This window comes from uncultured Tateyamaria sp. (genome assembly GCF_947496075.1).
Classification (GTDB): Bacteria; Pseudomonadota; Alphaproteobacteria; order Rhodobacterales; family Rhodobacteraceae; genus Tateyamaria.
The window spans coordinates 404,222-425,668 of record NZ_CANMBJ010000004.1; the positions used below are offsets into that span (position 1 = coordinate 404,222).

Sequence of the window (21,447 nt, forward strand, 5' to 3'; positions counted from 1 at the left end):
AGCAATCAAAGGAGTTTCGCCCATGTCCAATCCGTCGATCTTGATCCTGCCCGGCGACGGCATCGGCCCCGAAGTCATGGACCAGGTGACACGTGTCATCGACTGGTACGGCGCGAAACGGGACCTCGCATTTGACGTCTCCACCGACCTTGTGGGCGGTGCAGCTTACGACGCACATGGCACACCCCTGCATGACGATACGATGGCACGCGCGCAAGAGGTTGACGCGGTTCTGCTGGGCGCCGTGGGTGGCCCAAAATACGACGATCTGGACTTCTCGGTGAAGCCGGAACGCGGCCTGCTGCGCCTGCGCAAAGAGATGGACTTGTTCGCCAACCTGCGTCCCGCACAGTGCTTTGACGCTTTGGCCGACTTCTCGTCCCTGAAAAAGGATATCGTTGCCGGTCTTGATATCATGATCGTGCGCGAGCTGACCTCGGGCGTTTACTTTGGCGAACCCCGCGGCATCTTCGAAGAAGGCAACGAACGCGTGGGCATCAACACGCAGCGCTATACCGAAAGCGAGATCGAACGCGCTGCCCGCTCGGCCTTTGAGCTTGCCATGCGCCGGAACAAGAAGGTCTGCTCGATGGAGAAGGCCAACGTGATGGAAAGCGGCATCCTCTGGCGCGAGGTTGTGACCAAGGTCGGCGAGGAATACCCCGAGGTCGAGCTGAGCCACATGTATGCGGACAACGGCGCGATGCAGCTGGTGCGTGCGCCCAAACAGTTCGATGTGATCGTGACCGACAACCTGTTCGGCGACATCCTGTCCGACTGTGCCGCCATGCTGACAGGCTCACTGGGTATGCTGCCCTCCGCGTCGCTGGGCGCGCCGATGGCCAATGGCCGTCCAAAGGCGATGTACGAACCGGTCCACGGATCGGCCCCTGACATCGCGGGTCAGGGCAAAGCGAACCCAATCGCCTGCATGCTCAGCTTTGCCATGGCGCTGCGCTATTCCTTTGACCAGGGCGACGAGGCTGCACGCCTGGAAGCCGCCATCGAGAAGGTGCTGGCAGACGGTGCCCGCACGGGCGACCTGATGGGACCGGAAGGCGGCACGCCGCTATCCACTGCCGAGATGGGCGACGCGATCCTCGCGGCCCTTGACGCCAGCCTGTAATCCCGCGCAGGCGCGCGAAGCATATTTCGCGCGCCGCGTCAGGGCAGGAATTCCTGACTTGGGACAACACGACGCGATCACCACCTCGTGATCCGTTGAGTAACGGACCAAAGGATTTTCCATGTTCCTGTTTTCCCTGCGTGCCGCATTGTGCGGTCTTGTACTTGGCGGCCTCGCCGCTTGCGACGTCGCATACCCGGTCACCGTGATTGGCGACAACGGAATGACCTTTCGCGGATCAGCCACCGATACGTTCCTTCATGGCGGCAGCTTTCAGGCCACCAATGGCAACGCAGTCTGCACCGGCACCTACGACAAATTTGCAGATATCAGCACAGTGAGCTTCCCTGTTGTGTGCAACAACGGGCTGCGCGGCGTGGGCACCGCGTATTTCCAGTCTCCGACCTCAGGGTCCGGTTTCGTCACAATGACCGATGGCAGCCAGTGGCAGTTCATCTTTGGCCGCGGCGCGCTGGCGCTTTAAGGCTCATGGCCCTGCGGGCTGGTGGACATCGCCCGGCCCGCGGCGTTAATGGAACAAAAGCATAGTTATCAAAAAAATCGCCATGTCCTCGAACGCCAAGGGCGCATTGCTCGCCCTCATCGCCTTTGGAATATTTTCGACCCATGACGTCTTTATCAAGACGTTGGGGGCGACCTATTCCCCGATCCAAATCGTGTTCTTCAGCGTTCTGCTCAGCTTTCCGCTGGCGACGATCATGCTGATGCGCGACGCCAAGCCCGGCACATTGGTGCCGGTGCATCCATGGTGGATGGCGCTGCGCACTGCAGGGGCGGTCATCACCGGTGTGTCGGCATTTTATGCTTTTGCAAACCTGCCGCTGACACAAACCTATGCCATCTTGTTTGCCACACCGCTGCTTATCACGGTTCTGTCGATCCCCATTCTGGGCGAAAAAGTGCGTCTTCCCCGTTGGCTTGCTGTCATCGTGGGACTGGCCGGTGTGATGGTGGTGCTGCGCCCTGGCACGACAGACCTGACACTCGGCCATGCGGCTGCGATAATCGCTGCCTTTGCCGGTGCTTTTGCGTCCATCGTCGTGCGCAAGATTGGCGCCGAGGAACGCACGGTTGTCTTGCTGTTGTATCCGATGGTCGGCAACGTTCTTGTGATGGGCGCGGCGCTTGCCTTTGTCTACGAACCGATGCCGATCGAGCACCTGGGCATGCTGGCCGTCATCTCGGTCATGGCCTGGATCGCCGGTCGCTTCATCATTGCCGCATACCAGACCGGAGAAGCCGCAATCGTGGCGCCCATGCAGTATTCACAAATCCTGTGGGCAACCGTTTATGGCCTCGTCTTTTTCAACGAGGTGCCAGACAGCTACACCGGGGTCGGTGCCGCAATCATCATCGCGTCGGGCCTGTTCATCGTGTTCCGCGAAAGCCGGTCCGGCAATTCGGAAAACAAGCCAGTTCTGCGCACCCGCAGCCGTATCGGTACACCGGGCGCATTTCGGGTGAGCAGCCTCATGACCAGCGGTCGCTTCCGCGACAAGCCTCTTGCCAAAACACCGGACGGGGAGTAATTCGCCCGGCACAGTCGGAGTGTAGCTCAGCCTGGTAGAGCACTGTCTTCGGGAGGCAGGGGCCGGAGGTTCGAATCCTCTCACTCCGACCAATTGGAAAACGTTGAGCGCCAGACAACGTTAACCTTCAAATCACCAAGTATGCTACAGTTCCGGAATGCACGTGAGGAAAGTATCCTTAGTGAGGCGAAAACACCAATTCCAGACGGCGCGCCCTGATACTCTCAAGATACTCAAGAGACAGCGGGCGGACAGTACATATCGAGTGTTTCTGTCGCAACCTTTCTGAACGGAGTTTCAATCGACAGTCCTCGTTCACAACAACCCCAGACCCGCCGCTATCCGCGATCACGCGCCATGGCGATGGCATCTGCGACGGCCCGCACAGTTTGTCCGCGCAACGGGCCTGATGCGCAGAGTTCCCATATGCCTCTGTCTTTGCAGAATTGGTTCTGCGCTCTTATGGTCCGTGCGGTCATCTCTGCGGTGATACGACCCGAATAGTACCCAAGGCCGCGCAGCTCCTTCTGAAGTACACGAACCCAAGCGTTCTTGTTGATCCAAAACGCCGTACCTGCGACGCGCGCATAGTGTTCGGTTTCGGTGTCTTGCAGTACCTTTTCGGTCTCGATCCAGAACCGACCCGGGTTCAGGTCAGCAGCCAGCCGAACCCGTTCCATCAACAACGTGCGCCGCTGGATGCCGGGTACGCTTATCAAGGCTTCGCGTTGCCGGGTGATCTGGCTCCTTTTGTCTCGCTCACGGGTCAAATAGACAAGTGCCGCTTCCGCAAACCGTGCATCCCCCTCAAGACCAATTTGCACGACGCGTTTTACAATGTGATCCGGGGCTTGTCCGCGGATGCGGTTCCAGTTGTATCTTAACAAGAGATCGCGGGCAGCGTTTGCATCACCATCACGCGCCAACACACGCAGCATATGCTGGCCCAAGGCAGGATCTGATGCCGCACCAAATGCCCGATCGATATGCGCGGTACCCAGCAGTCGTGCTGTGCCCGGGTGCTGATCGCGCGCTGCCTGTTGCAAAAGGTGCAATGCAGCGTCTGCATGACCCAGTGCCAATTCTACCCGCGCCAGCGACGCAAAAGCCCAACGATGTCCGCTTGCAGTTGCGTGTTGATACCACCGCCGTGCGGCCGTCAGATCTTTGTGCGTCCCCAGGCCATGTCGATAGTAGTAGCCAACCCGATTGGCCGCCGGGATGTGTCCCGAGTGCGCCAACACCAACATTGCGTCAAAGGCGGCTTCCGGATCATGCGTCTCCTGCGACTGGATCGCGTCGAACTCCGAACGGCTGATGTCAGATTGGACAGCCGACGACAGCATCAGCACCAAAATAAGGGATCCAAGAACAGAGGGCATATGACATTCCTTTTCCGTGTGCGGCGGCGCCCTGTTCGAACGCCGCCTGGGATCGATCAAAAAATCAGCAGGTCAACCACGCCATCAACGAAGGCGTCTCCGATGTCAGCGTGATCGCGGACCAGGATGCTTTGCGCACCCGTCAGAGAGATCAGCAGATCTCCGTTTTCGTGCTGCTCGATATGCTCTGCAGCCCAAGTCTCGATGTCAAAAACAGCCGTGCCAAAGCTGAAGTCAGTCAGATCGATCACGTCCGCGTTGCCGCCATAGATGTTGATGTCGGTGATCTCGTCACGAAAAAAGCTGTTGGTTGCGTGGAACACAAAAACGTCGCTGCCCTGACCACCGGTGAGCGTGTTGCGACCACTGCCTCCGAAAAGAATATCGTTTCCAGTGCCTCCATCCAGGGTGTCACCCCCCGTGCCACCGTCCAGCGTGTCATTGCCCCAGGACCCTTCCAAAATGTCCTGACCTGCGCCTCCAAGCAGAAGATCGGTACCTGCCCCACCGTTCATAACATCGCCGCCAGCGCCCCCGTCGAGGGTGTCTGCGCCGTTTCCGCCGCCAAGCGTGTCCATGCCAGCGCCACCGTTCAGAATGTCGTTGCCCTGCTGCCCCTGCAGCAGGTCGTTGCCAGCGCCGCCGGACAGTTCGTCCGAACCTGCGCCTCCGTGCAATTCATCCGCGCCACCATCGCCAAACAGGGCGTCTGCACCCTGACCACCACGCAAGGTGTCATTGCCTGCGCCACCCGACAAAAGGTCATCATCGGCGCGGCCGTACAGCGTGTCAGACCCATTTCCGCCAAAGAGCTGGTCGTTTCCAGATGCGCCGCCCAAGCGGTCATCACCATCGCCCCCAATGACGGTGTCATCACCATCGCCGGCCCAGATTTGATCTGCTCCGTTGCCGCCATCAATATCGTCGCTGCCAGAGCCGCCAAAAAGCATGTCGTGACCGACACCACCCGAGAGGATATCGGCACCCTCTGCCCCGTGCAGCCTGTCGTCACCCGCGCCGCCGTCCAAGGCATCGTCACCCGCGCCGCCAAAAAGGCCGTCTGATCCAGTGCCCGACAAAAGTACGTCAGCCCCTGTTCCGCCATAGAGCCGGTCAAAGCCTTCGCCACCCTGCAATGTGTCATCGCCCTCGGCGCCGATCAGACGATCATTGGCATCGCCACCATGCATCAGGTCGTTTTCGGCGCCTCCATACAATCGGTCGAGGCCGGCACCGCCCGTCATCGTGTCGGCACCCGCACCACCATAGAGCCGATCGTTACCCGACCCGCCGTCCATGTGGTCATTGCCCAAGCCACCCCAAAGGCGGTCGTCGATCCCACCGCCTGCACCGCCGCCTGTACCACTGGTTTCACCACCGATCAGAACGTCATGTCCCGGGCCACCGAATAACCGATCGCTGCCCGTGGAGCCGTTGACTGTGTCGTCACCCGCGCCGCCGCGTACTGTGTCGTTGCCCGCCCCGGCATCGACCACATCTTCGCCCGCTTGGGCATAGACCTGGTCGGCGCTGTTGCCTGATGTGATGATATCGTCAGCGGCTTTGCCATGGATCCGGTCCGGCCCTGCGCCGCCATTGATCATATCCGCCTCAGGTGTGCCGTAGATGTGTCGTGTCATAGTCTTTATTCCTCATTTCTGGGTTGGGCGTGCGCTTGCACGCGCACTTGATGGGGCCGTCAGGCCACGCGAATGGGTTTGTCCGGTACGATGTCGAGACGGATGACACGTTCGAGGTCTTCGGCGCGGACATCGATCAGGATGCTGAGCATCGACTCGAGAGTGAAATAGGCGCGTAGAACGCGGAAAATCAGATACTCTGGCAAGGCGAAGACGCCCTTTGGAACGCCGTTCAGGAACGAGGCCAAAATGGCCATGATCGCTGGAGCACCCGTAGTAACGGCCACGATGGATTGCCAAACGATTGGACTATTGGCGTTGAAGCCCAAGCCCCATTCGAGGCTGCCAAATATGATCAACGGCACCAGCATGGCCCGCCGGGCTGAATTGATCAGCATGTAAGGCAGTATGACCTTGCCGCGCAGTGTTTTGCCGCCGCCGTAGATCAGGTCCCGGCATCGCGATGAGATGTGGTAAATCGACCGAAACCACCGCATCCGTTGTTCACGCATGTGGCTGTAGGACGACGGGACCTCGGACACGTAGCGCAGTTTGGGGTCCACCACCGAGTGAAAGCCCAATTCGCCAATGCGCAGCGAGATATCGGTGTCTTCGCCGTTCATTCCTTCGACGAAACCACCAAGGTACCGGGGATGATGCGTGCGGTAGACCACGAACATGCCAGGGATGCCGACGACGCCGTTCACAGCACCCATTGCCACGGAATAGAAGCCATGTTTGACCAGCACTTCGAGCAAGCGGGCCCGATCAAAAAGGGCGCCGCCCGGGGGCACGGGTACACCCCCCACGACACCGACGCTTGGATCCGTGAAATACGGCATGGCGCGGGTGAAATTGTCTTCGCCCACCAGTGTGTCTGCATCGACGCGCACCAGAAACTCGGTTTCGCATGCATCAAGCCCTGCATTGAGCGCATTAGACTTTCCAGGTTTGGGCACGTTGATCACGCGTCCCTTGGCCGCCTTGCAGGCTGCCAGCGTTTCACGGGCAATCTCTTCGGTATCGTCGGTAGAGTTGTTGTTCATGATCAGGATGTGAACGTCACCACCGTAGTGGGCAGCCGCGCGATCCATGGCGTTGATCGTGTCACGGATGATGTAGCTTTCGTTGTGTGCAGGCACGATGACCGACACGGGCGGCTTGAACTCTGGCGTGTTGGCCGTCAGCACGTCGTAGATTGCCAGCAGATAAAGCTGCCCGAACAGCACAGGCAGGAACAGGAAAACGCCCGGGCCGATCCCGCCCAACAGGGTCCAGTCGCGCATCAATTGCACAAGGTAAAGGTCCATCCCGCCCACCCAGATGGCGACGCCAGCCGCGATCACGATGGTCACGCCAAGACGGAGAAATGCCCGGAGTTGGCTGACGGGTATATGTTCGATCCGGATGCGGGCCGGCATGAACCCGCGCTCCAGCAGCTTGAAGGAATAGACGGCAAAGCCGAACAAACCTGACGTGATCGCGCTGAAATGCAGCGACAAAGACGAGCCGATCAGATGGTGCGCGGTCGCATTGGCCAAATCGAACACAGCACAGCCAGCCAGAAAGGTCAGCGTCATGTCTAACCCGAAGAGTATACGGCCACGTGCACCGCCAGAACTGAAAGCGGCAAATGCTGCGAAGAACGAAATCAGAAAGATGCGGATCGCGATGGCATGGCGACCGGTATGCTGGGAAAAGACGTAGTCATGGTTTGGAAAGATCTGGGCAACCGTGTCGGTGTTGATCAGCCAAAGCTGAACGGCAGCCAACACGGTGAAAACGGCCAACATGCGTGGCGCCTGCCACACGGAAACAGGGCCAGCGAACCGCTTCGGCGCACTGTCGACCGAGATGTAATTGATCTGTTCGCGCTTGTCGTCGGCGGTGGTCATGACGCCACCCCGCCAATTTCAATGCCGGCCGGGGCGATCAGCAAAAAGGCGCGTGTTGCGGGCAAACCTTGGCCCGGTTGCAAAGGGCGCAGATCGACGGTGCCAGTGTCAGCGCCTTGGATCAGAACCCATACTGATCCGCTCTCTGGCAAGGATGGGTGCATGTCACCCGGGTTCACAATGACAATATGCGCCGTCTGCTGCGCGGGTTTTAGAGTGGCGGATGGCGGCGCGATCTGCGCCAACCAACCGGCAATCTGTTCTGCTTGCATTGCAGTCAGCGACGCCGTCAAGGAAACATAGATCGGATCCAGTGCTCCAAGAACTGCGCGCAGGTCATCAATCGGTCCTGCGTAAACATCTTCGCCTGGCACCAATTGCGTTTCCGGCAGCATCTCTGCCACCAACTCGGGACCTTGATCGCACACACCGTTCCGCTCGGCGTTAGTGGTGGCGACGATCTCAATCTGGTTGTGCGCACCTTGCCAGTCCGCTGGCAGATCGATGCGGGCCTCGTATTCCCTTTGCTTTGACTTGAAGCTGTCCTGCAGAAGCAAGCGATTGTTCAGTGTCACCGTAAGTGACCACAGGTGATCGCCGAAAAGATCGCCAAGAGCCAGTCGTACATCCAGGTAAGCCGGGATGCGCTGCTTGCCGCCGTCTTCAAGCGAGTAGCGCGCGCGCCAAGCCGTGGCGTGATGAAACCTGCGCACACCGGCATTCACACCGCTCTGCGCCAAGGCTTGGGGATCGTCCACGGTGGGTGCAGAAGCGCCGGAAACAGTCGCCAACACCTCGCGCAGGGCAACTGTGGTCAGTGCGTCCTCTTCGCCTGCCACCAGAAAAAAGGTGCGCAAACCATGCCGCTTTGCATCCACGCCCAGCAACAGACGGCGCAACTGTTCGTCCCGTTGAAGCCACGCAGGCCACGACACCCGCACCACATCGCCCCACGCGTGGACGCGGTCTCGGGCGCTGACAAGTGGTTCATTCAATGTGAGGTGAAGAGCGCTGGTCGTCTCGATCTCGACGATGGCGGCGATACCGTCTTCTGGTCCGCACTGCTGTTGGGTGTCAGTGCCTTGCAGTGAGAAAGAGACGACCAGCTGGTCACCCGCAAAATCCGACAGTGACAACGGAATTTGCAGGGACCGTCCCGCCTCGCCCGGACGCAGCAACAGTTCGCCCCGGCGGGTATTGTGGATCGAGATGCGCAGCACCCCTTCCACCCCGGCCAGAACCTGAGTTGTCGCATTGATTTGGAGGTATCCGGACGTCGGGCGTGCATCTTTGGGGAAGGTGAACGCGACGCTTTGATAGGCGGGAAAACCAGCCAGGATCACGGGGTCATCCGGGTTGGATCGAAGGATTTCAGCCGTGTCGTTGCCCGGGGCCGATGCCGCCAGGCGGTGTTCGAACACCAGCTGCGGTCCGGCTACGATCTGCCGGACCATGTGTTGACCTTGTTCCAGAATGTTCATGGTTGAAAGCAGGAGGGCAACGCCTGCCAACAAAAAACCCATAAGCCCAATGCCGATCATGCGCATGGCTGTCACCGTTTGGTTGAAATTGAGATATCTCTCTCACGCGGGGCCCACCTCCAAGCAGGCGCAGCGTGAGAGAGGGTTGATCAGGCCGCTTTGCGTGCTTTCGGAGGGACGACGCCCGGGCGCTGATTGTCGGTCCACGTCGACACACAGGGGATCATCCGGCGAATGCAGCGGTCGGCGTATTTGGCCGCGATCTGCTGCGTTTCGTCGATTAGGCCCTGTGCCAGCGTGACCGGTTGCAGACCCAGAGAGAGAAAGGTCTTGTTCGAGACGCGCAGGTCATTTTCGGCCGCCTCGTTGCGGGGATTGTCCACATAGGCAATGGATGCGCCTGATGCGTCTGCCACCAGTTTTGCCAGCGACCGCACTGTGTGGGTTTCGGTCATCTGGTTCAGGATTGCGACTTTGCCGTCCTTGGCGGGTGGATTGTTAACGGCCAAGGCAAGGCATTTCACCGTATCCTGAATATGGATGAACGCGCGGGTTTGACCGCCGGTGCCATGCACCGTCAGGGGGTGACCAACCACCGCCTGCATCAGAAACCGGTTCAGGACGGTGCCATAGTCGCCGTCATAATCGAAACGGTTGATCAGACGTTCATCAAGGCGGGTCTCTTCCGTCTGGGTTCCCCAAACAATACCCTGATGCAGGTCCGTGATGCGCAGCCGGTCATTCTTGGCATAGAACTGGAACAGCAGCTGATCCATGGACTTGGTCATGTGGTACACGCTGCCCGGATTTGTGGGGTACAGAATGTCCCGCTTCATGATCTGCTTGTCATCGCCGGGGACATAGACAGGCAGGTAGCCTTCGGGAATTTCCAACCCGTCATCGTCATAGCCGTAGACCCCCATGGTCCCCAGATGGACAAAGTGTGGGTCCAGGCCCAGCTCAACCGACGCTGCAAGCAGGTTGTGTGTGCCGGAGATGTTATTGTCGACCGTGTAACGCTTTTCGCTCGCGCCTTTCATCGAATAGGGGGCGGCGCGCTGTTCGCCGAAATGGATGATCGTGTCGGGCTTGCTGGCTGCCAACAACGCGGTCACTGCGTCAAAGTCGCGGGCCACATCGATGTTTTCAAAGCGGATGGTCCGACCGGTATGCTCTTTCCAGGCGGCAATGCGATCGTCCATGGATGCGATGGGGGTCAAGCTGTCCGCCCCCATCTGCGCGTCGATGTCACGGCGCGATAGGTTGTCGACGATGGTGATGTTGTGCCCCTGTGCCGACAGGTGCAGTGCCGTGGGCCAACCACAAAAACCGTCGCCACCAACCACAATAATGTCTTTTGAATATTCCATGTCTTTGTTCCCTCAGATGGGCCCCTCCAAGCGGCCCGTTGTAAGATGGACAAAGATTTACGCCCCTGACGCGCCATGCGCTGGGGTGAGGGGGTATAGGCCTCGGGGAATTGGAGCAGGACAACTATCCCAAAGGATAGTGCACCTGTGCTTATGGTGTCTGAGATGCGTGCTGCAACACCGCGTTCACCCGGGTTTGAGACGTTTCTTTTTCCGCCTCTAGACGACACACCCAAGAATCGTAGTCCTGCAAGGCTTCGGCACGCGCTTGAGTTTCCATGTCGAACAGGATCGCTTCCAGATCCAACTGGCCCAACAGCGACGCCGCGCCCTTTGCCCTGTGCACTGCCTCAGCCAGCGTGGCCTGATCCGGCATTGTGACCTGCGCGCGCAAGAGGTCGAACAAGTTCGTCATTTCACGGAAAAAGGCGTCCGCAGTGGATCGCACTTTGTCGGGGCCTAACAGGTCAATCATTTCCGTCAGCGCTTCGGGGTACTGCACACCGTCCAGTCTGGAGGTCGGGCCTGCCGACACTTCAGACAACACACTATGAAGGGCGTCCAGCCGAATAGGTTTGGTATGGAACCGGTCCATGCCTGCATCAACGGCCTGCTCGCGGTACTCTTCGCGCCCGTGGGCCGTCAGGCCGACAATCAAAGTGTTTGCGTTCCTGCCACCGTCAGACCGCAAATGCCGGGTCGCTTCGATACCGTTCATGACAGGCATGCTGATATCCATAAAGATGATATCGAACGCGATCGCGTTGGCGCGTTCGATCGCGTCAGCGCCGTTCACGGCCTCCTGCACGGAATGCCCCATCGAATGCAGCATGTCGCTTAGCACACTGCGATTGATCGAATTGTCTTCCACAATCAGAACCGAACAGACCTTGTGACTGGGCCGATCATCCTCGCCCGTCGCGGGTGCCTTCTCCGACACCGCTTCGCTGCGTTTCAAGGGCAGAGAAAGAACAAAGGTTGAGCCTTCGCCCGCGACGCTCTTGACCGACACATCGCCCTCCATGGCGCGGGCAATGCGGCGTGAAATAGACAGGCCCAGACCATCACCGCGCGCCTGACGTCCCTCGGCAGCGGCATGGGCAAAGAAGTCCTCGAACACCTGTTCGTGTTGATCGGGCGCAATACCAATGCCTGTGTCGGTGACCGCAAAGCGTAGGGAAGACGTATCAGGCCCGTGGATTCCGGTGACGTCGACCGTGATGCCTCCCTGTTCCGTGAACTTGATCGCGTTGCCAATCAGATTGGTCAGGATTTGCCGGATGCGCCCTGCATCGGCATTGTACGGCCCACGCATCGCAGGCGCGATGTCGAGCATAATCGACAGCCCCTTTTCCCGCGCCAGTGGTTCGAACATGTCGATGACGCCCTGCATCAGAGCGGTAAGCCGGAATTCCTGCAGGTTCAGTTGCAGATTGCCCGTTTCAATCCGGGTGATGTCCAGCGCTTCATTGACATGCTCCAGCAGTACCTCGCTTGATGAGGTTGCGATGTTGGCATAGCGTGTTTGTTGATCGTTCAGAGCAGTTGTCTTCAGCAAGTCGAGCACGCCCAGAATACCGTTCAAGGGTGTGCGCATCTCGTGGCTCATTACTGTCAGGAACTGCGACTTCGCCTTGTCGGTGCGTTCGGCGCGATCCCGGGCATCAATCAGCTTTTGCTCGTTGATCTTTCGTTCGCTGATGTCGCGAATATAGGCGATGAACGTAACGTTATCTCCGTCCTGCGCAGTCGTGATGTTCAACTCGACGGGAAACTCCTCGCCCGACTTCCGCAAGGCGGCCAGTTCCACCCGCCCGGCATCGACGACCCGCGGCTGGCCGGTTTTCAGATAACGTCGCATGCCGTTATGATGCGCATCCCGCATACGGTGTGGAATGAAGGTGTCTTCCATTGTCAGGCCGATTATCTCGTCCCGCTGCCAGCCGAACACACGTTCGGCAGAGCGATTAAATCCGATGATCCGCCCCTCCACATCCGCAGTGACGATGGCATCAAGAGAGGCAGCGACCGTCGACGACAGTTGTTTTGAGGACGCTGAAAGCGCTGCATCGCGCCTGGCCGCACGCAGCAACAGCCTGTCCAATACGACCATCAGGGCGGCCATCAGGATGAGAAGCACAATGGCGACACCGCCAGTCCTGATCAGCTGGCTCGCAAACTGGGCGCGCCGTGCCTCGGACCGTTCCGCCCCCAACCGGATACCCAACAACGCGATATCCCGGACAGCGGGTCTCACATCCCGCACGTCACGTTGCAATTGGGCTAAAGCCGCATCATCCAGTGCCCCCGGCGCATCCAGCACGGCAATCGCCTGTTCTGCAAAGGTATTGATCGGTGCGATCAACGCGCCGGCCTGCTGGCTTTCGCCAAAGATCTCGGCCGACCGGCCCGAGTTGATGATGTTCAGACGGCTCAACGCAATGTCGATCCGCAATCGCACCTCATCCTCGGGATAGGTTCCTGCAACGACCTGATCCGTCAGCATAGCATCAAGGTTCGCAAACTCCGTGTCTATCTGCGAGATGCTCCACTGCGTGTTGTCCCCCGCGGCGCGGGACAGGGCCTGGACCTGTGACACCAGGCTTGTCACCATCACAGCCAACAAAAGAAAGAGCAGGCAAATGCCTGCTAGAACCGAAAGCCGGTAAAGGTTCAGCTTTTGCGTCATAAGTGGCCTCGTTTCAGTCGATCCCAGCCTATGCGCTTGGGTGCTGTCAATCCACGACCTTGAGACGGTTCAGTTGCCAGATACTGAGCGAATAGATCGTCTCGGTCTGGTACTTGGGGTCCTGGTCGTATGGAAACACGATCCAATAGGGCCCCTTATCCCGCACTGACATCACGTTACCATCCATACGAGTGGCGATGATGGGTACGGTGTCCTCAAGCTGGGCCAGCGGCATGGTCACCTTGTAGTCGTTCAGGGCAACCATCTCGACCGCAGTGCCTTGTGCGCCAACGGACTCCAGCACAGCAGCCAACGGCACACCCGAAAAGGTGACCGCCCCATCGGTCCAGATCGTGGACGTCGTGAAAGACTGCTGTGGCAAGGCGTCAAGATCGGCAAGCTCGAGTGTGACCGGATCAGACTGCGTGGCATCCGCGGTGATCTGCAACCCGGTAACGGATTGCGCCATGGCCGACGTGTGCCACCCCAAAAGCAGTACGAAAAAAAAGGTGATGGCCCGTAAGTGGTGACGCTTAACCATTTTCATTCCTCGATGATCCAGTGCCCTACCCCTAAATACCCGGGACGATCAGGTCATCAGGGCATTGGCATAGGCACCTATACCAAAGTATAGTTTCGTCATGGTTTGGTCAGGATTTCGGGTGAAAAGTTGCAAGGAGTAAAAGAGTTGCAGACATGCCCAACATTCTGATTGCTGACGATCACGACCTCGTACGCGACACCATCGCCGCGTATCTTGAAACCGTTGATGACTTTCACGTGCAAACGGCAGCCAGCCTGGATGATGCGCTGACCAAGATGCGCGGCTTGGATGCGGTTGATTTGCTCATACTAGATTACAACATGCCGGGCATGAATGGCCTTGCCGGTCTGGACAAGGCACGGGGACAATTCCCTGCAACCAAGGTCGCGTTGATGTCCGGGGTCGCCAATCGTGACGTGGCCAATAGCGCGATGGCAAACGGGGCACATGGGTTCATCCCGAAGTCGCTGACGGCTGTGTCCTTGGTCAATGCGATCAAGTTCATTCTGTCGGGTGAACGATATTTTCCGTTCGATTTCGGCACGGGTGATACGCGCGCAAAGCCATCAGGCGCCTTTGCCACACTGTCGGATCGCGAAATGGAGACACTGGAACAACTCTGCATTGGGCTGTCAAACAAAGAGATCGCACGCAATCTCGGCGTGCAGGAAGTTACGGTCAAACTGCACGTCAAGAACGTGCTGGCGAAACTCGGCGTGTCGAACCGAACGCAAGCTGCCCTGCTGGCAAAAGAGCATCAGCTGTTTTGAAACATCCCGCAGAGGATTAGAAAACCAAGCAAAAAGCGCACTCGACAGCTTGGCGCACTCGCCCAGCAGGGATGCGCAACCGGATCAATCCGATGTTGGCGGGGCTGCACACGCAACGCTGTCGGACAGTATTTCATCTACTGCAGAGGCGGACTTGTTCAGTAAAACCGCAGACAATTCATCTACGGGCGTTACACGGTTCACATTGTAAGCCTCAAGCGTCGCAAAATCTGGGATGCTGTCCCAGTGAAGCGATAATCGGTGATCGTGTACGACATCAGGACAAAGGCGGTCTTGAGCATGGAAACGTGCACGATCCACCATGTCCGGTTTGGCTGCGCACCAAAAATGCAAACATGACGCCCAGAATCCGGCCAAACCCAAGACATAGTATATTGTGGGTGCGCCAGTTCAGATTTTGCAAAGCGGGCGGGTCCACAGAATGTCGATGCATCGCCACCACGCTATGTGAAAACTCTAACTGCTGTCTCGCAAAGCTTTCAGTCGTTGTCGGAAAGCCGCCAGATATCTTGCTCTCCAAATCCACGGATGGATCTGGCGCCCACGTTCTCAATGTCGAACTGATCCTTGATCGTATGCGCCACTGCGTCTTGCACTGTAATCTGCATGGGCTCTGAAAACTCCTGCAGACGCGAGGCAAGGTTCACCGCAGGGCCAAAGATGTCATAGACGTACTTTTGAATGCCCACGACCGAGCCAACCACAGAACCCGTGGAAATGCCGATGCGGCACCGCCACTGGTGTGGATGGCTCAAGTTGCGCCGCATCAGGTACCGCACAAACCGGATGGCCGTGTTGGCAATTGCCTTTGAGTGATCGGGGGTAGGATCAGGCAAACCCGCGACAGTAATGTAGGCATCACCGATTGTCTTGATGCGCTCACAGCCGAACTGCTCACCAATGCGATCAAATGCACTGTAGATGTCGTTCAATTCCGTGACGGTCACACTCGGGTCTTGTGACGCGACCATGTCCGTAAACCCGACAAAGTCGAGCATCAGAACAGAAACGGGGTCGTACATCTGAGGCGTTACGACACCGAAGGTCTTGTATTCCTCGTAGACAGAGCGGGGCATGATGTTGAGCAATAGCTTTTCCACCTGCTCCTTCTCCCGTTTGATTTCTCGCGTATTGCGCTCAACCATCATCGAATAGGAATCAATCATCGACTCCAGTTCCTTGATGCGCGTGATGTTCTGGCACACGAGAACAAGCATATCGCCCTCGGCCACGGTAAAATCCAAGGCGATGACCAGCGTCCGGCGTTTTTTCTTGAACCGGATTTCCGATGTGTGGCGCCCGGTCCCAATCAGGTTTTCGGACATCGCTTGGACATCAAGTTCCGGGAAAAGCTGTTGCAACTGGGTGGGTTGATTTTCGCCACCAAACCATTCGTCAAACGTATCGTTGCAGAATCCGAATTGGAGGGTTTTGCGATCCAAAAGTGCAACACCTACCCCAATTGCGCGAAGCAGTTGTTCGTTTATCGCTTCAATGGTCATGGATCACCTAACAATCAAAGGGCGGCGTTTGCCGAATTCCGCCACGACGGTTTCGACATCGTCACTTGCCATTCCGTGCCCGAGCAGTGTTTCACGCAGCAGCGTTTCAAGCTCGTCGAAATGGGCATCGGTGATGTCCAGATGCGCGTGTAATTGTTGCAGTTGTTTGTCTGTATAGGCCGCAGGGCCACCCAGCAGGGACGCGATAAACTTGGTCTGGTGATCCACGATCCGAGACATATCGACGTCGTCGAAAAACGGGCCAATTTCGTCGTTGTCCAGAAGGCTGTCATAGAAGGAAAGCACGATTTTGCTGACCTGTGAAAACCCTCCGTACGACTCGTACAGCGTGCGTTCAGCCATCGTAAAATCCTTTCGCGCAAAGAAATGTCGAAAATACTCATCCTCAAACAAAGATGACTAATTCTCGTTTGGCAAGTTAACCAAGGTCCAAGCCGATCCTGGGTGGAAGCCCCCCGACAGAACCACTCGGGGGGCTTTGGCCGCTTTATCAATGACTTAATGACGTTCCAGAACCACCTCGGCATATTCTGAAGAGACGCACAGCGCGTCGCCGGTCGAGATGTCGAATTTGTCGATAAGTGCCACGATGTCCGCCCGTAGGGCTGTCTGGCCTTCTGAATCCAGCGCTTCAAACGCCTTTTGCATCGGGCCATAGAACATTCGAAAGTAGTCGATGAAATGCGCGGCAGAGCGGTAGCGGAACAAGAAGTTCTTGCACTGGAACGAAGATACCTCGCACGAGGTGCCAAAGGTTTGGGCAAGCCAATCCCGACTGCCCCACAACGCGGGTGATTTGACGCCGGCAGGCGGCGGCACATGATGTCCGATCGTCTTGAACAGCTGTCCGATGAAGCTGTCAGGCGTCCAGTTGGCCATCCCGATCTTTCCACCCATCTTGACCACCCGCTGAAGCTCTGCGGCGGATTGCTGTTGGTTTGGTGCGAACATCACCCCGAAGGTGGATGCGACTGCATCAAAGGACTGATCCTCGAACGGCAAATTCTCTGCATCGGCGACCTTGTAGTTGACAAACAGGCCCTCCGCTTTTGCACGCGCGCCGCTCGCATCCAGAAGCTCGGGCACATAATCCGTCGAAGTGACGTTGCAAAAACGGCGTGCAAAGGCCAGCGTTGCATTGCCATTGCCGGCAGCCACGTCCAGAACGGTCGCGTCCGCATCCATGTCCATTGTTTCGGCAAGCTCCTCACCGGTGATTTGCAGGGTTACGCCAACCTTGCTGTAATCTCCCGATCCCCAAGCCACATTTTGCTTGGCCTTGATCGCGGTGTAGTCCGTTGCGGTATCGATCATCACTTGAGTGCCCATCGTTCGTCTCCTTTGGGTGTTGAGCTGGCCATCCACCAGCAGTTTCATTCGGTCGTTGGGTTTGCGTCATGCAGCCACTTGGCTTGGCCACCTGCACGGCGCAGCGGGCCGTTCAACGCTCGCGACATGTTCGAGAATTCTTGAATTGACCCATTCTGGCTGGAAGATGGGCGCCATGTGTCCAAGTTCCGGCAGCAGTGCGATACGCGCCTTCGGCAATGCCTTTGCAATGGCAACAGACACGTGCTGTGTGACGTCAGGCGAATCCAAACCTGTCATGACCAGGGCCGGTATCGACAGGTTGGACAAATCGGAAAGCGTCCAGGTTTCTGCGAACCCATGAGCAAAATCCGTCATGATCGAACAGATCATTCCAGCGAACCGTTGCTGGGCAACATCGGGCAGACCCGCCCAGAAGCCATCGCCATTCCAGAAGTCCAGGAAGTGCTGCATTCCCGCTGGCACGTCGTCTTCCAACGCGGCGATATTCACCTGTGCTGAGATGCTCTGGATCTGCGCAAACAGGCGTTGCTCCACAACGTTGCTGCCTTTCAAAAAATGGAACGCCGCCGGTTCATAAAGCGTCAGGCTCTTCACGAGATCCGGGCGCATCAAGGCGACCTTGATTGCAATGCCGCCCCCATTTGAGTGGCCAACCAAGTGCACCGGCCCTCCGATTTCTTCGATGGCCGAGATGACTGGAGTGGCAGAAAATGCGCCGCCCTTCTGAGAGAAATCTCCGACCAAGGGCGCGCGACCGTAACCGGGAAGGTCAAACGCATGCACGTTGAACCGATCTTTCAGGTCATCTGCGAGCCGGCGCCATTGGCTGCTGCTTGAAGCTGAGGAATGCAAGGCGACCACGGCGGCATTGCCTTGATCAATTGGCTGATATGAAAATGTCATTGTTCTGATCCAAATGCGTTGTCGATGGACAGCATCTGGTGGTCGTATGTTTCAGTGCGATGTCTGAATGGGTGGTGCCGTGTTTCATTTGTTGCATAGCGGAGTTTGCGCGCCAGACGGCTACCGGCCCATTAAACATGGGGTTTTCGGCGCGCGTCTGGCTTGGCGCAGCAGCTTGTGAAACAATTGAAACACAAGACGCGAAATCTGAAATGGCATTGAAACACTGCTGTCTTAGACAACAGGGATGACGACCGGAATGGCAAACGACCTAGATGATATCGAAAATGCGCAGCACCTTCTGCGCGACGCCGTCGACTCTCTCAAGGAAGGGTTTGCCCTATACGATGAAAACCGACGTCTCGTCATGTTCAATCAACGCTACGCTGAAATGAATAAGGCCGTCGCGCATCTTCTCAAACCCGGTCTGGACTGGGAAATTTTGATGCGCGAGACCGCGCGCCGCGGTATCTACGCCGATGCAGTGGGAAACGAACAGCAATGGCTGTCCGACAGGTTGGTCGGTGGCATCGAATTCATTCAAGACTTCGAACTCAGAGAAACGGATGGGCGGACCTATTTGGTGTCCGTTCATCCCACGCGTTCCGGCGGCTTTGTTGTCACCCGTGAAGATATCACTGCCAAAAAACAAGCCGAAGTCGAGCAGCGCGACGGAGACCTTTTGATCAGGAAGGTGCTGGATGCCAGTGCTGCTGTGGTGACCATGGCGCGCATTGGTGACGGGCAAATCCTCTATCGCAGCCCTGCTGCACTTCATCTTTTTGGCCCTAGTAAATCTGCGCGCGAACACTATGCCCGCCCCGAAGAACGCGCAGACTTTGTCACCGAGCTTTTGGCAGACGGGCGCGTGGATAATTTTAAACTGGATCTGCGGAATGCTGATGGACACATCTTTCCCGCGTCCATTTCTTCGCAACTGATAGATTTCAAGGGCGAGGAAGTTATTGTCACGAGCATTATTGATCTCACAGTCCAAAAAGAGGCTGACGCGCTGATCCGGCAGGTGATGGAGGCTTATCCTGCTGCCATCAACATGACGCATGCAGAAACCGGGGAGGTTTTGTTTTCGACGCCTGAGCTCAAAGCGCTGTTCGGGCCCGCCGACAACTCGCAATCCTACTACGCAGACCCGACCGAACGTGAAAGCTACCTCAAGGACCTGCGACAGGCTGGCATGCTCAAGGACCGGCGCATGGAGTTTGTTGACGCGCATGGTCGTAAGTTTTGGGGTGCGGATTCCTCACGTCTCATTGAGTTCAACGGCGAAGAGGTCATTGTTTCGAATACACGCGATCTGACAGATGAGTTGGCGCTTTCAGAAGAGCTGTCGAGACAGCGGGAATTGCTCTTTCAGAATGAAAAGATGTCCGCGCTCGGCGAATTGCTTGCCGGTGTCGCACATGAGTTGAACAATCCCTTGTCCGTTGTTGTCGGCCATTCGCTGATGCTCAAAGAAGAGATCACGGACCCCGGCCTAATGACGAGGATCGACAAGATCGGAACCGCCGCTGAGCGATGCGCGAAGATCGTCAAGACATTCCTCGCGATGGCGCGCCAGCAGCCAAGCAAGATTGAATCGGTTGATGTTGCGAGCGTGATTGAAACCGCCGCGGATGTTGTCGGCTATGGCAGCGTGTCAGGTGGCATCCGCATTACACGCAACATCCCCGACGGTGTGCCTCCCATTGCCGCCGATGCTGATCAGATTACGCAGGTCATCATCAATCTGTTCATCAATGCTGAACAGGCATGGGCTTCCTCGGGAAGCGGCGACCACATTGACGTGTCGGCCTTGTTCAAGTCGGACACAGGTATGGTCGAAGTGATCGTTCACGACAACGGCCCCGGCATTCCCGAGGCTATACGAGCGCGTATTTTCGAGCCGTTTTTCACAACCAAAGAGGTCGGCGAAGGAACAGGTATCGGTCTGGCGTTCTGTCATCGGATCATCCTGTCGCATGGCGGGCAGATCGAATTGGACCAGACGCGCACGTCCGGTACATGTTTTCGCATCATGCTCCCCGCAGCCAAAAGTGATGATGTGCAAACGGATGAACCCGCCAACCAGATCAGTGCGCCGGCGGACATGAGAGCCTTGATCGTGGATGATGAGGTTGAGGTTGGCGAGTTGAATGCTGAAATTCTGAGGAAAGAAGGCTTCGCGGTTGACTTTGTTTCGTCGGGCGAAGAAGCGCTCGAACGTCTCCGTGCAACTGAATATGATGTTTTCCTAAGCGACTTGAACATGCCCGGCGTCGATGGCCGCCAGATATACGCGGCGTTGCAAACGCATTTTCCCGAGATGTTGAGCCGGACCGCATACATCACGGGTGACACGATGGGACAAAGCTCGCTTGGTTTGCTTCGAGATTCCGGTCTTCCGCACCTGGAAAAACCCGTGTCACCAGCAGAACTCAGAGAACTCGTTCACAGGCTGCTGACCGATCACAAAGGACCGACGGATGGATAGTCAGGGAGCGCATATCCTGGTGTGCGACGATGAGATCGACTTGCGGGAAATGCTCCAGGAATACCTAGGAAAACGTGGCTACAAGGTGTCTGGTGCCGCGGGCGGTGACGAATTGCGGGACGTTCTTTCCGTCAGTCCGGTGGATGTCATTATCATGGATATCAACATGCCCCGCGAAGATGGCCTTTCCATTCTAAGGTCTTTGCGACCGAACGACACGACACCCGTCATCATGCTCACCGCAGCTGGTGACGTCATTGATCGTATCATTGGCCTTGAGATGGGAGCGGATGATTACCTTGGCAAACCCGTGGATCTGCGCGAACTGGAGGCCCGGATCAAGGCGATCCTGCGCCGCGAAGCCATCAGTGGCGGTGCAGCAGCCACAAAAACCGACATCCACCGCGCAGTGTTCGGCGAATATGTCCTCGACAAGGACGCCGCCAAGCTGCTCGCACCAGACGGGACGGAAGTCCAGTTGACCGCGATGGAGTACAGCCTGCTCAAGGTTTTCGCTGAGAACAAAGGACGTGTTTTGAATCGGGATCAGCTCTTGGAGCAAGCGCATGATCGGTCCTGGGATCCCTTTGACCGCAGCATTGATATCCGTATCTCGCGACTGCGCAGAAAACTCGAAGCCAATCCGGAAAAACCCGAGATCATCAGGACCGTGCGCGGCATTGGATACCTCTACGACCCGGACTGAGCTCCCACAATCAACGGCAGGTGC

General features: G+C 57.4%; 17 protein-coding genes and 1 tRNA gene. 7 read left to right on the top strand and 11 right to left on the bottom strand.

Annotation, left to right across the window (positions count from 1 at the left end):
• The first annotated feature begins 22 nt into the window (after positions 1–22).
• The 4 genes from leuB to Q1A51_RS14495 all read left to right on the top strand — a co-directional run bounded on the left by leuB (position 23) and on the right by Q1A51_RS14495 (position 2,768).
• The gene (gene leuB, locus Q1A51_RS14480) at positions 23–1,126 is read left to right on the top strand and encodes a 3-isopropylmalate dehydrogenase (RefSeq protein ID WP_299600038.1); all 1,104 of its coding nucleotides are present in this window, start codon (positions 23–25) and stop codon (positions 1,124–1,126) included.
• Positions 1,127–1,247: 121 nt separating this feature from the next.
• On the top strand, positions 1,248–1,610 hold the full coding sequence (locus Q1A51_RS14485) for a hypothetical protein (protein ID WP_299207911.1): 363 nt from the start codon (positions 1,248–1,250) through the stop codon (positions 1,608–1,610).
• 82 nt (positions 1,611–1,692) lie between these two features.
• Positions 1,693–2,676, top strand: a complete 984-nt coding sequence (locus Q1A51_RS14490; RefSeq protein ID WP_299207913.1) for a DMT family transporter — start codon at positions 1,693–1,695, stop codon at positions 2,674–2,676.
• A gap of 15 nt (positions 2,677–2,691) precedes the next feature.
• A tRNA-Pro gene (locus Q1A51_RS14495) sits at positions 2,692–2,768 on the top strand.
• A gap of 246 nt (positions 2,769–3,014) precedes the next feature.
• Here Q1A51_RS14495 and Q1A51_RS14500 read toward each other — a convergent pair.
• The 7 genes from Q1A51_RS14500 to Q1A51_RS14530 form a co-directional block, all read right to left on the bottom strand.
• The gene (locus Q1A51_RS14500; protein WP_299600039.1) at positions 3,015–4,058 is read right to left on the bottom strand and encodes a hypothetical protein; all 1,044 of its coding nucleotides are present in this window, start codon (positions 4,056–4,058) and stop codon (positions 3,015–3,017) included.
• Positions 4,059–4,114: 56 nt separating this feature from the next.
• A complete protein-coding gene (locus tag Q1A51_RS14505; RefSeq protein ID WP_299600040.1) occupies positions 4,115–5,698 on the bottom strand; it encodes a calcium-binding protein in 1,584 nt (527 codons plus the stop codon).
• A gap of 59 nt (positions 5,699–5,757) precedes the next feature.
• Positions 5,758–7,593, bottom strand: a complete 1,836-nt coding sequence (locus Q1A51_RS14510; protein ID WP_299600041.1) for a glycosyltransferase — start codon at positions 7,591–7,593, stop codon at positions 5,758–5,760.
• Complete coding sequence (locus Q1A51_RS14515; RefSeq protein ID WP_299600042.1) at positions 7,590–9,140, bottom strand: hypothetical protein; 1,551 nt, start codon at positions 9,138–9,140, stop codon at positions 7,590–7,592. The genes Q1A51_RS14510 and Q1A51_RS14515 overlap by 4 nt, the downstream gene beginning before the upstream one ends.
• A gap of 83 nt (positions 9,141–9,223) precedes the next feature.
• A complete protein-coding gene (locus Q1A51_RS14520) occupies positions 9,224–10,444 on the bottom strand; it encodes an NAD-dependent epimerase/dehydratase family protein (RefSeq protein ID WP_299600043.1) in 1,221 nt (406 codons plus the stop codon).
• Positions 10,445–10,595: 151 nt separating this feature from the next.
• On the bottom strand, positions 10,596–13,133 hold the full coding sequence (locus Q1A51_RS14525) for an ATP-binding protein (protein ID WP_299600044.1): 2,538 nt from the start codon (positions 13,131–13,133) through the stop codon (positions 10,596–10,598).
• 46 nt (positions 13,134–13,179) lie between these two features.
• Positions 13,180–13,674, bottom strand: a complete 495-nt coding sequence (locus tag Q1A51_RS14530) for a molybdopterin-dependent oxidoreductase (RefSeq protein WP_299600045.1) — start codon at positions 13,672–13,674, stop codon at positions 13,180–13,182.
• A 155-nt stretch (positions 13,675–13,829) separates the two neighbouring features.
• On the opposite strand from Q1A51_RS14530, the gene Q1A51_RS14535 reads away from it, so the two are divergent.
• Positions 13,830–14,447: a response regulator transcription factor gene (locus tag Q1A51_RS14535; RefSeq protein WP_299207956.1), complete on the top strand. Its 618-nt coding sequence runs from the start codon at positions 13,830–13,832 to the stop codon at positions 14,445–14,447.
• 500 nt (positions 14,448–14,947) lie between these two features.
• Here the strand turns inward: Q1A51_RS14535 and Q1A51_RS14540 are convergent, their stop codons facing one another.
• From Q1A51_RS14540 to Q1A51_RS14555, 4 genes are all read right to left on the bottom strand, one after another.
• Positions 14,948–15,970: an adenylate/guanylate cyclase domain-containing protein gene (locus Q1A51_RS14540; RefSeq protein WP_299600046.1), complete on the bottom strand. Its 1,023-nt coding sequence runs from the start codon at positions 15,968–15,970 to the stop codon at positions 14,948–14,950.
• A gap of 3 nt (positions 15,971–15,973) precedes the next feature.
• Positions 15,974–16,333, bottom strand: coding sequence for a group 1 truncated hemoglobin (locus Q1A51_RS14545; protein WP_299207962.1), 360 nt, complete (start codon positions 16,331–16,333; stop codon positions 15,974–15,976).
• A 156-nt stretch (positions 16,334–16,489) separates the two neighbouring features.
• Complete coding sequence (locus Q1A51_RS14550) at positions 16,490–17,320, bottom strand: class I SAM-dependent methyltransferase (protein WP_299600047.1); 831 nt, start codon at positions 17,318–17,320, stop codon at positions 16,490–16,492.
• A gap of 66 nt (positions 17,321–17,386) precedes the next feature.
• Positions 17,387–18,226 carry an alpha/beta hydrolase gene (locus Q1A51_RS14555; RefSeq protein ID WP_299600048.1) on the bottom strand — a complete coding sequence of 280 codons (840 nt, stop codon included), beginning with the start codon at positions 18,224–18,226 and terminating at the stop codon, positions 17,387–17,389.
• A 247-nt stretch (positions 18,227–18,473) separates the two neighbouring features.
• Between Q1A51_RS14555 and Q1A51_RS14560 the strand changes: the two genes are divergently transcribed.
• Both Q1A51_RS14560 and Q1A51_RS14565 read left to right on the top strand, forming a co-directional pair.
• Entirely contained in the window at positions 18,474–20,717 is a 2,244-nt protein-coding gene (locus Q1A51_RS14560) for an ATP-binding protein (protein ID WP_299671396.1), read from the top strand.
• Positions 20,710–21,423 carry a response regulator gene (locus Q1A51_RS14565; RefSeq protein ID WP_299600050.1) on the top strand — a complete coding sequence of 238 codons (714 nt, stop codon included), beginning with the start codon at positions 20,710–20,712 and terminating at the stop codon, positions 21,421–21,423. The genes Q1A51_RS14560 and Q1A51_RS14565 overlap by 8 nt, the downstream gene beginning before the upstream one ends.
• The last annotated feature ends 24 nt before the right edge of the window (positions 21,424–21,447 follow it).

What these genes read in the sequence shown, in the direction of transcription:
- leuB (WP_299600038.1), top strand. Translation starts at nt 23, where the DNA reads ATGTCCAATCCGTCGATCTTGATCCTGCCCGGCGACGGCATCGGCCCC.
- Q1A51_RS14485 (WP_299207911.1), top strand. Translation starts at nt 1,248, where the DNA reads ATGTTCCTGTTTTCCCTGCGTGCCGCATTGTGCGGTCTTGTACTTGGC.
- Q1A51_RS14490 (WP_299207913.1), top strand. Translation starts at nt 1,693, where the DNA reads ATGTCCTCGAACGCCAAGGGCGCATTGCTCGCCCTCATCGCCTTTGGA.
- Q1A51_RS14500 (WP_299600039.1), bottom strand. Translation starts at nt 4,058, where the DNA reads ATGCCCTCTGTTCTTGGATCCCTTATTTTGGTGCTGATGCTGTCGTCG.
- Q1A51_RS14505 (WP_299600040.1), bottom strand. Translation starts at nt 5,698, where the DNA reads ATGACACGACACATCTACGGCACACCTGAGGCGGATATGATCAATGGC.
- Q1A51_RS14510 (WP_299600041.1), bottom strand. Translation starts at nt 7,593, where the DNA reads ATGACCACCGCCGACGACAAGCGCGAACAGATCAATTACATCTCGGTC.
- Q1A51_RS14515 (WP_299600042.1), bottom strand. Translation starts at nt 9,140, where the DNA reads ATGCGCATGATCGGCATTGGGCTTATGGGTTTTTTGTTGGCAGGCGTT.
- Q1A51_RS14520 (WP_299600043.1), bottom strand. Translation starts at nt 10,444, where the DNA reads ATGGAATATTCAAAAGACATTATTGTGGTTGGTGGCGACGGTTTTTGT.
- Q1A51_RS14525 (WP_299600044.1), bottom strand. Translation starts at nt 13,133, where the DNA reads ATGACGCAAAAGCTGAACCTTTACCGGCTTTCGGTTCTAGCAGGCATT.
- Q1A51_RS14530 (WP_299600045.1), bottom strand. Translation starts at nt 13,674, where the DNA reads ATGGTTAAGCGTCACCACTTACGGGCCATCACCTTTTTTTTCGTACTG.
- Q1A51_RS14535 (WP_299207956.1), top strand. Translation starts at nt 13,830, where the DNA reads ATGCCCAACATTCTGATTGCTGACGATCACGACCTCGTACGCGACACC.
- Q1A51_RS14540 (WP_299600046.1), bottom strand. Translation starts at nt 15,970, where the DNA reads ATGACCATTGAAGCGATAAACGAACAACTGCTTCGCGCAATTGGGGTA.
- Q1A51_RS14545 (WP_299207962.1), bottom strand. Translation starts at nt 16,333, where the DNA reads ATGGCTGAACGCACGCTGTACGAGTCGTACGGAGGGTTTTCACAGGTC.
- Q1A51_RS14550 (WP_299600047.1), bottom strand. Translation starts at nt 17,320, where the DNA reads ATGGGCACTCAAGTGATGATCGATACCGCAACGGACTACACCGCGATC.
- Q1A51_RS14555 (WP_299600048.1), bottom strand. Translation starts at nt 18,226, where the DNA reads ATGACATTTTCATATCAGCCAATTGATCAAGGCAATGCCGCCGTGGTC.
- Q1A51_RS14560 (WP_299671396.1), top strand. Translation starts at nt 18,474, where the DNA reads ATGACGACCGGAATGGCAAACGACCTAGATGATATCGAAAATGCGCAG.
- Q1A51_RS14565 (WP_299600050.1), top strand. Translation starts at nt 20,710, where the DNA reads ATGGATAGTCAGGGAGCGCATATCCTGGTGTGCGACGATGAGATCGAC.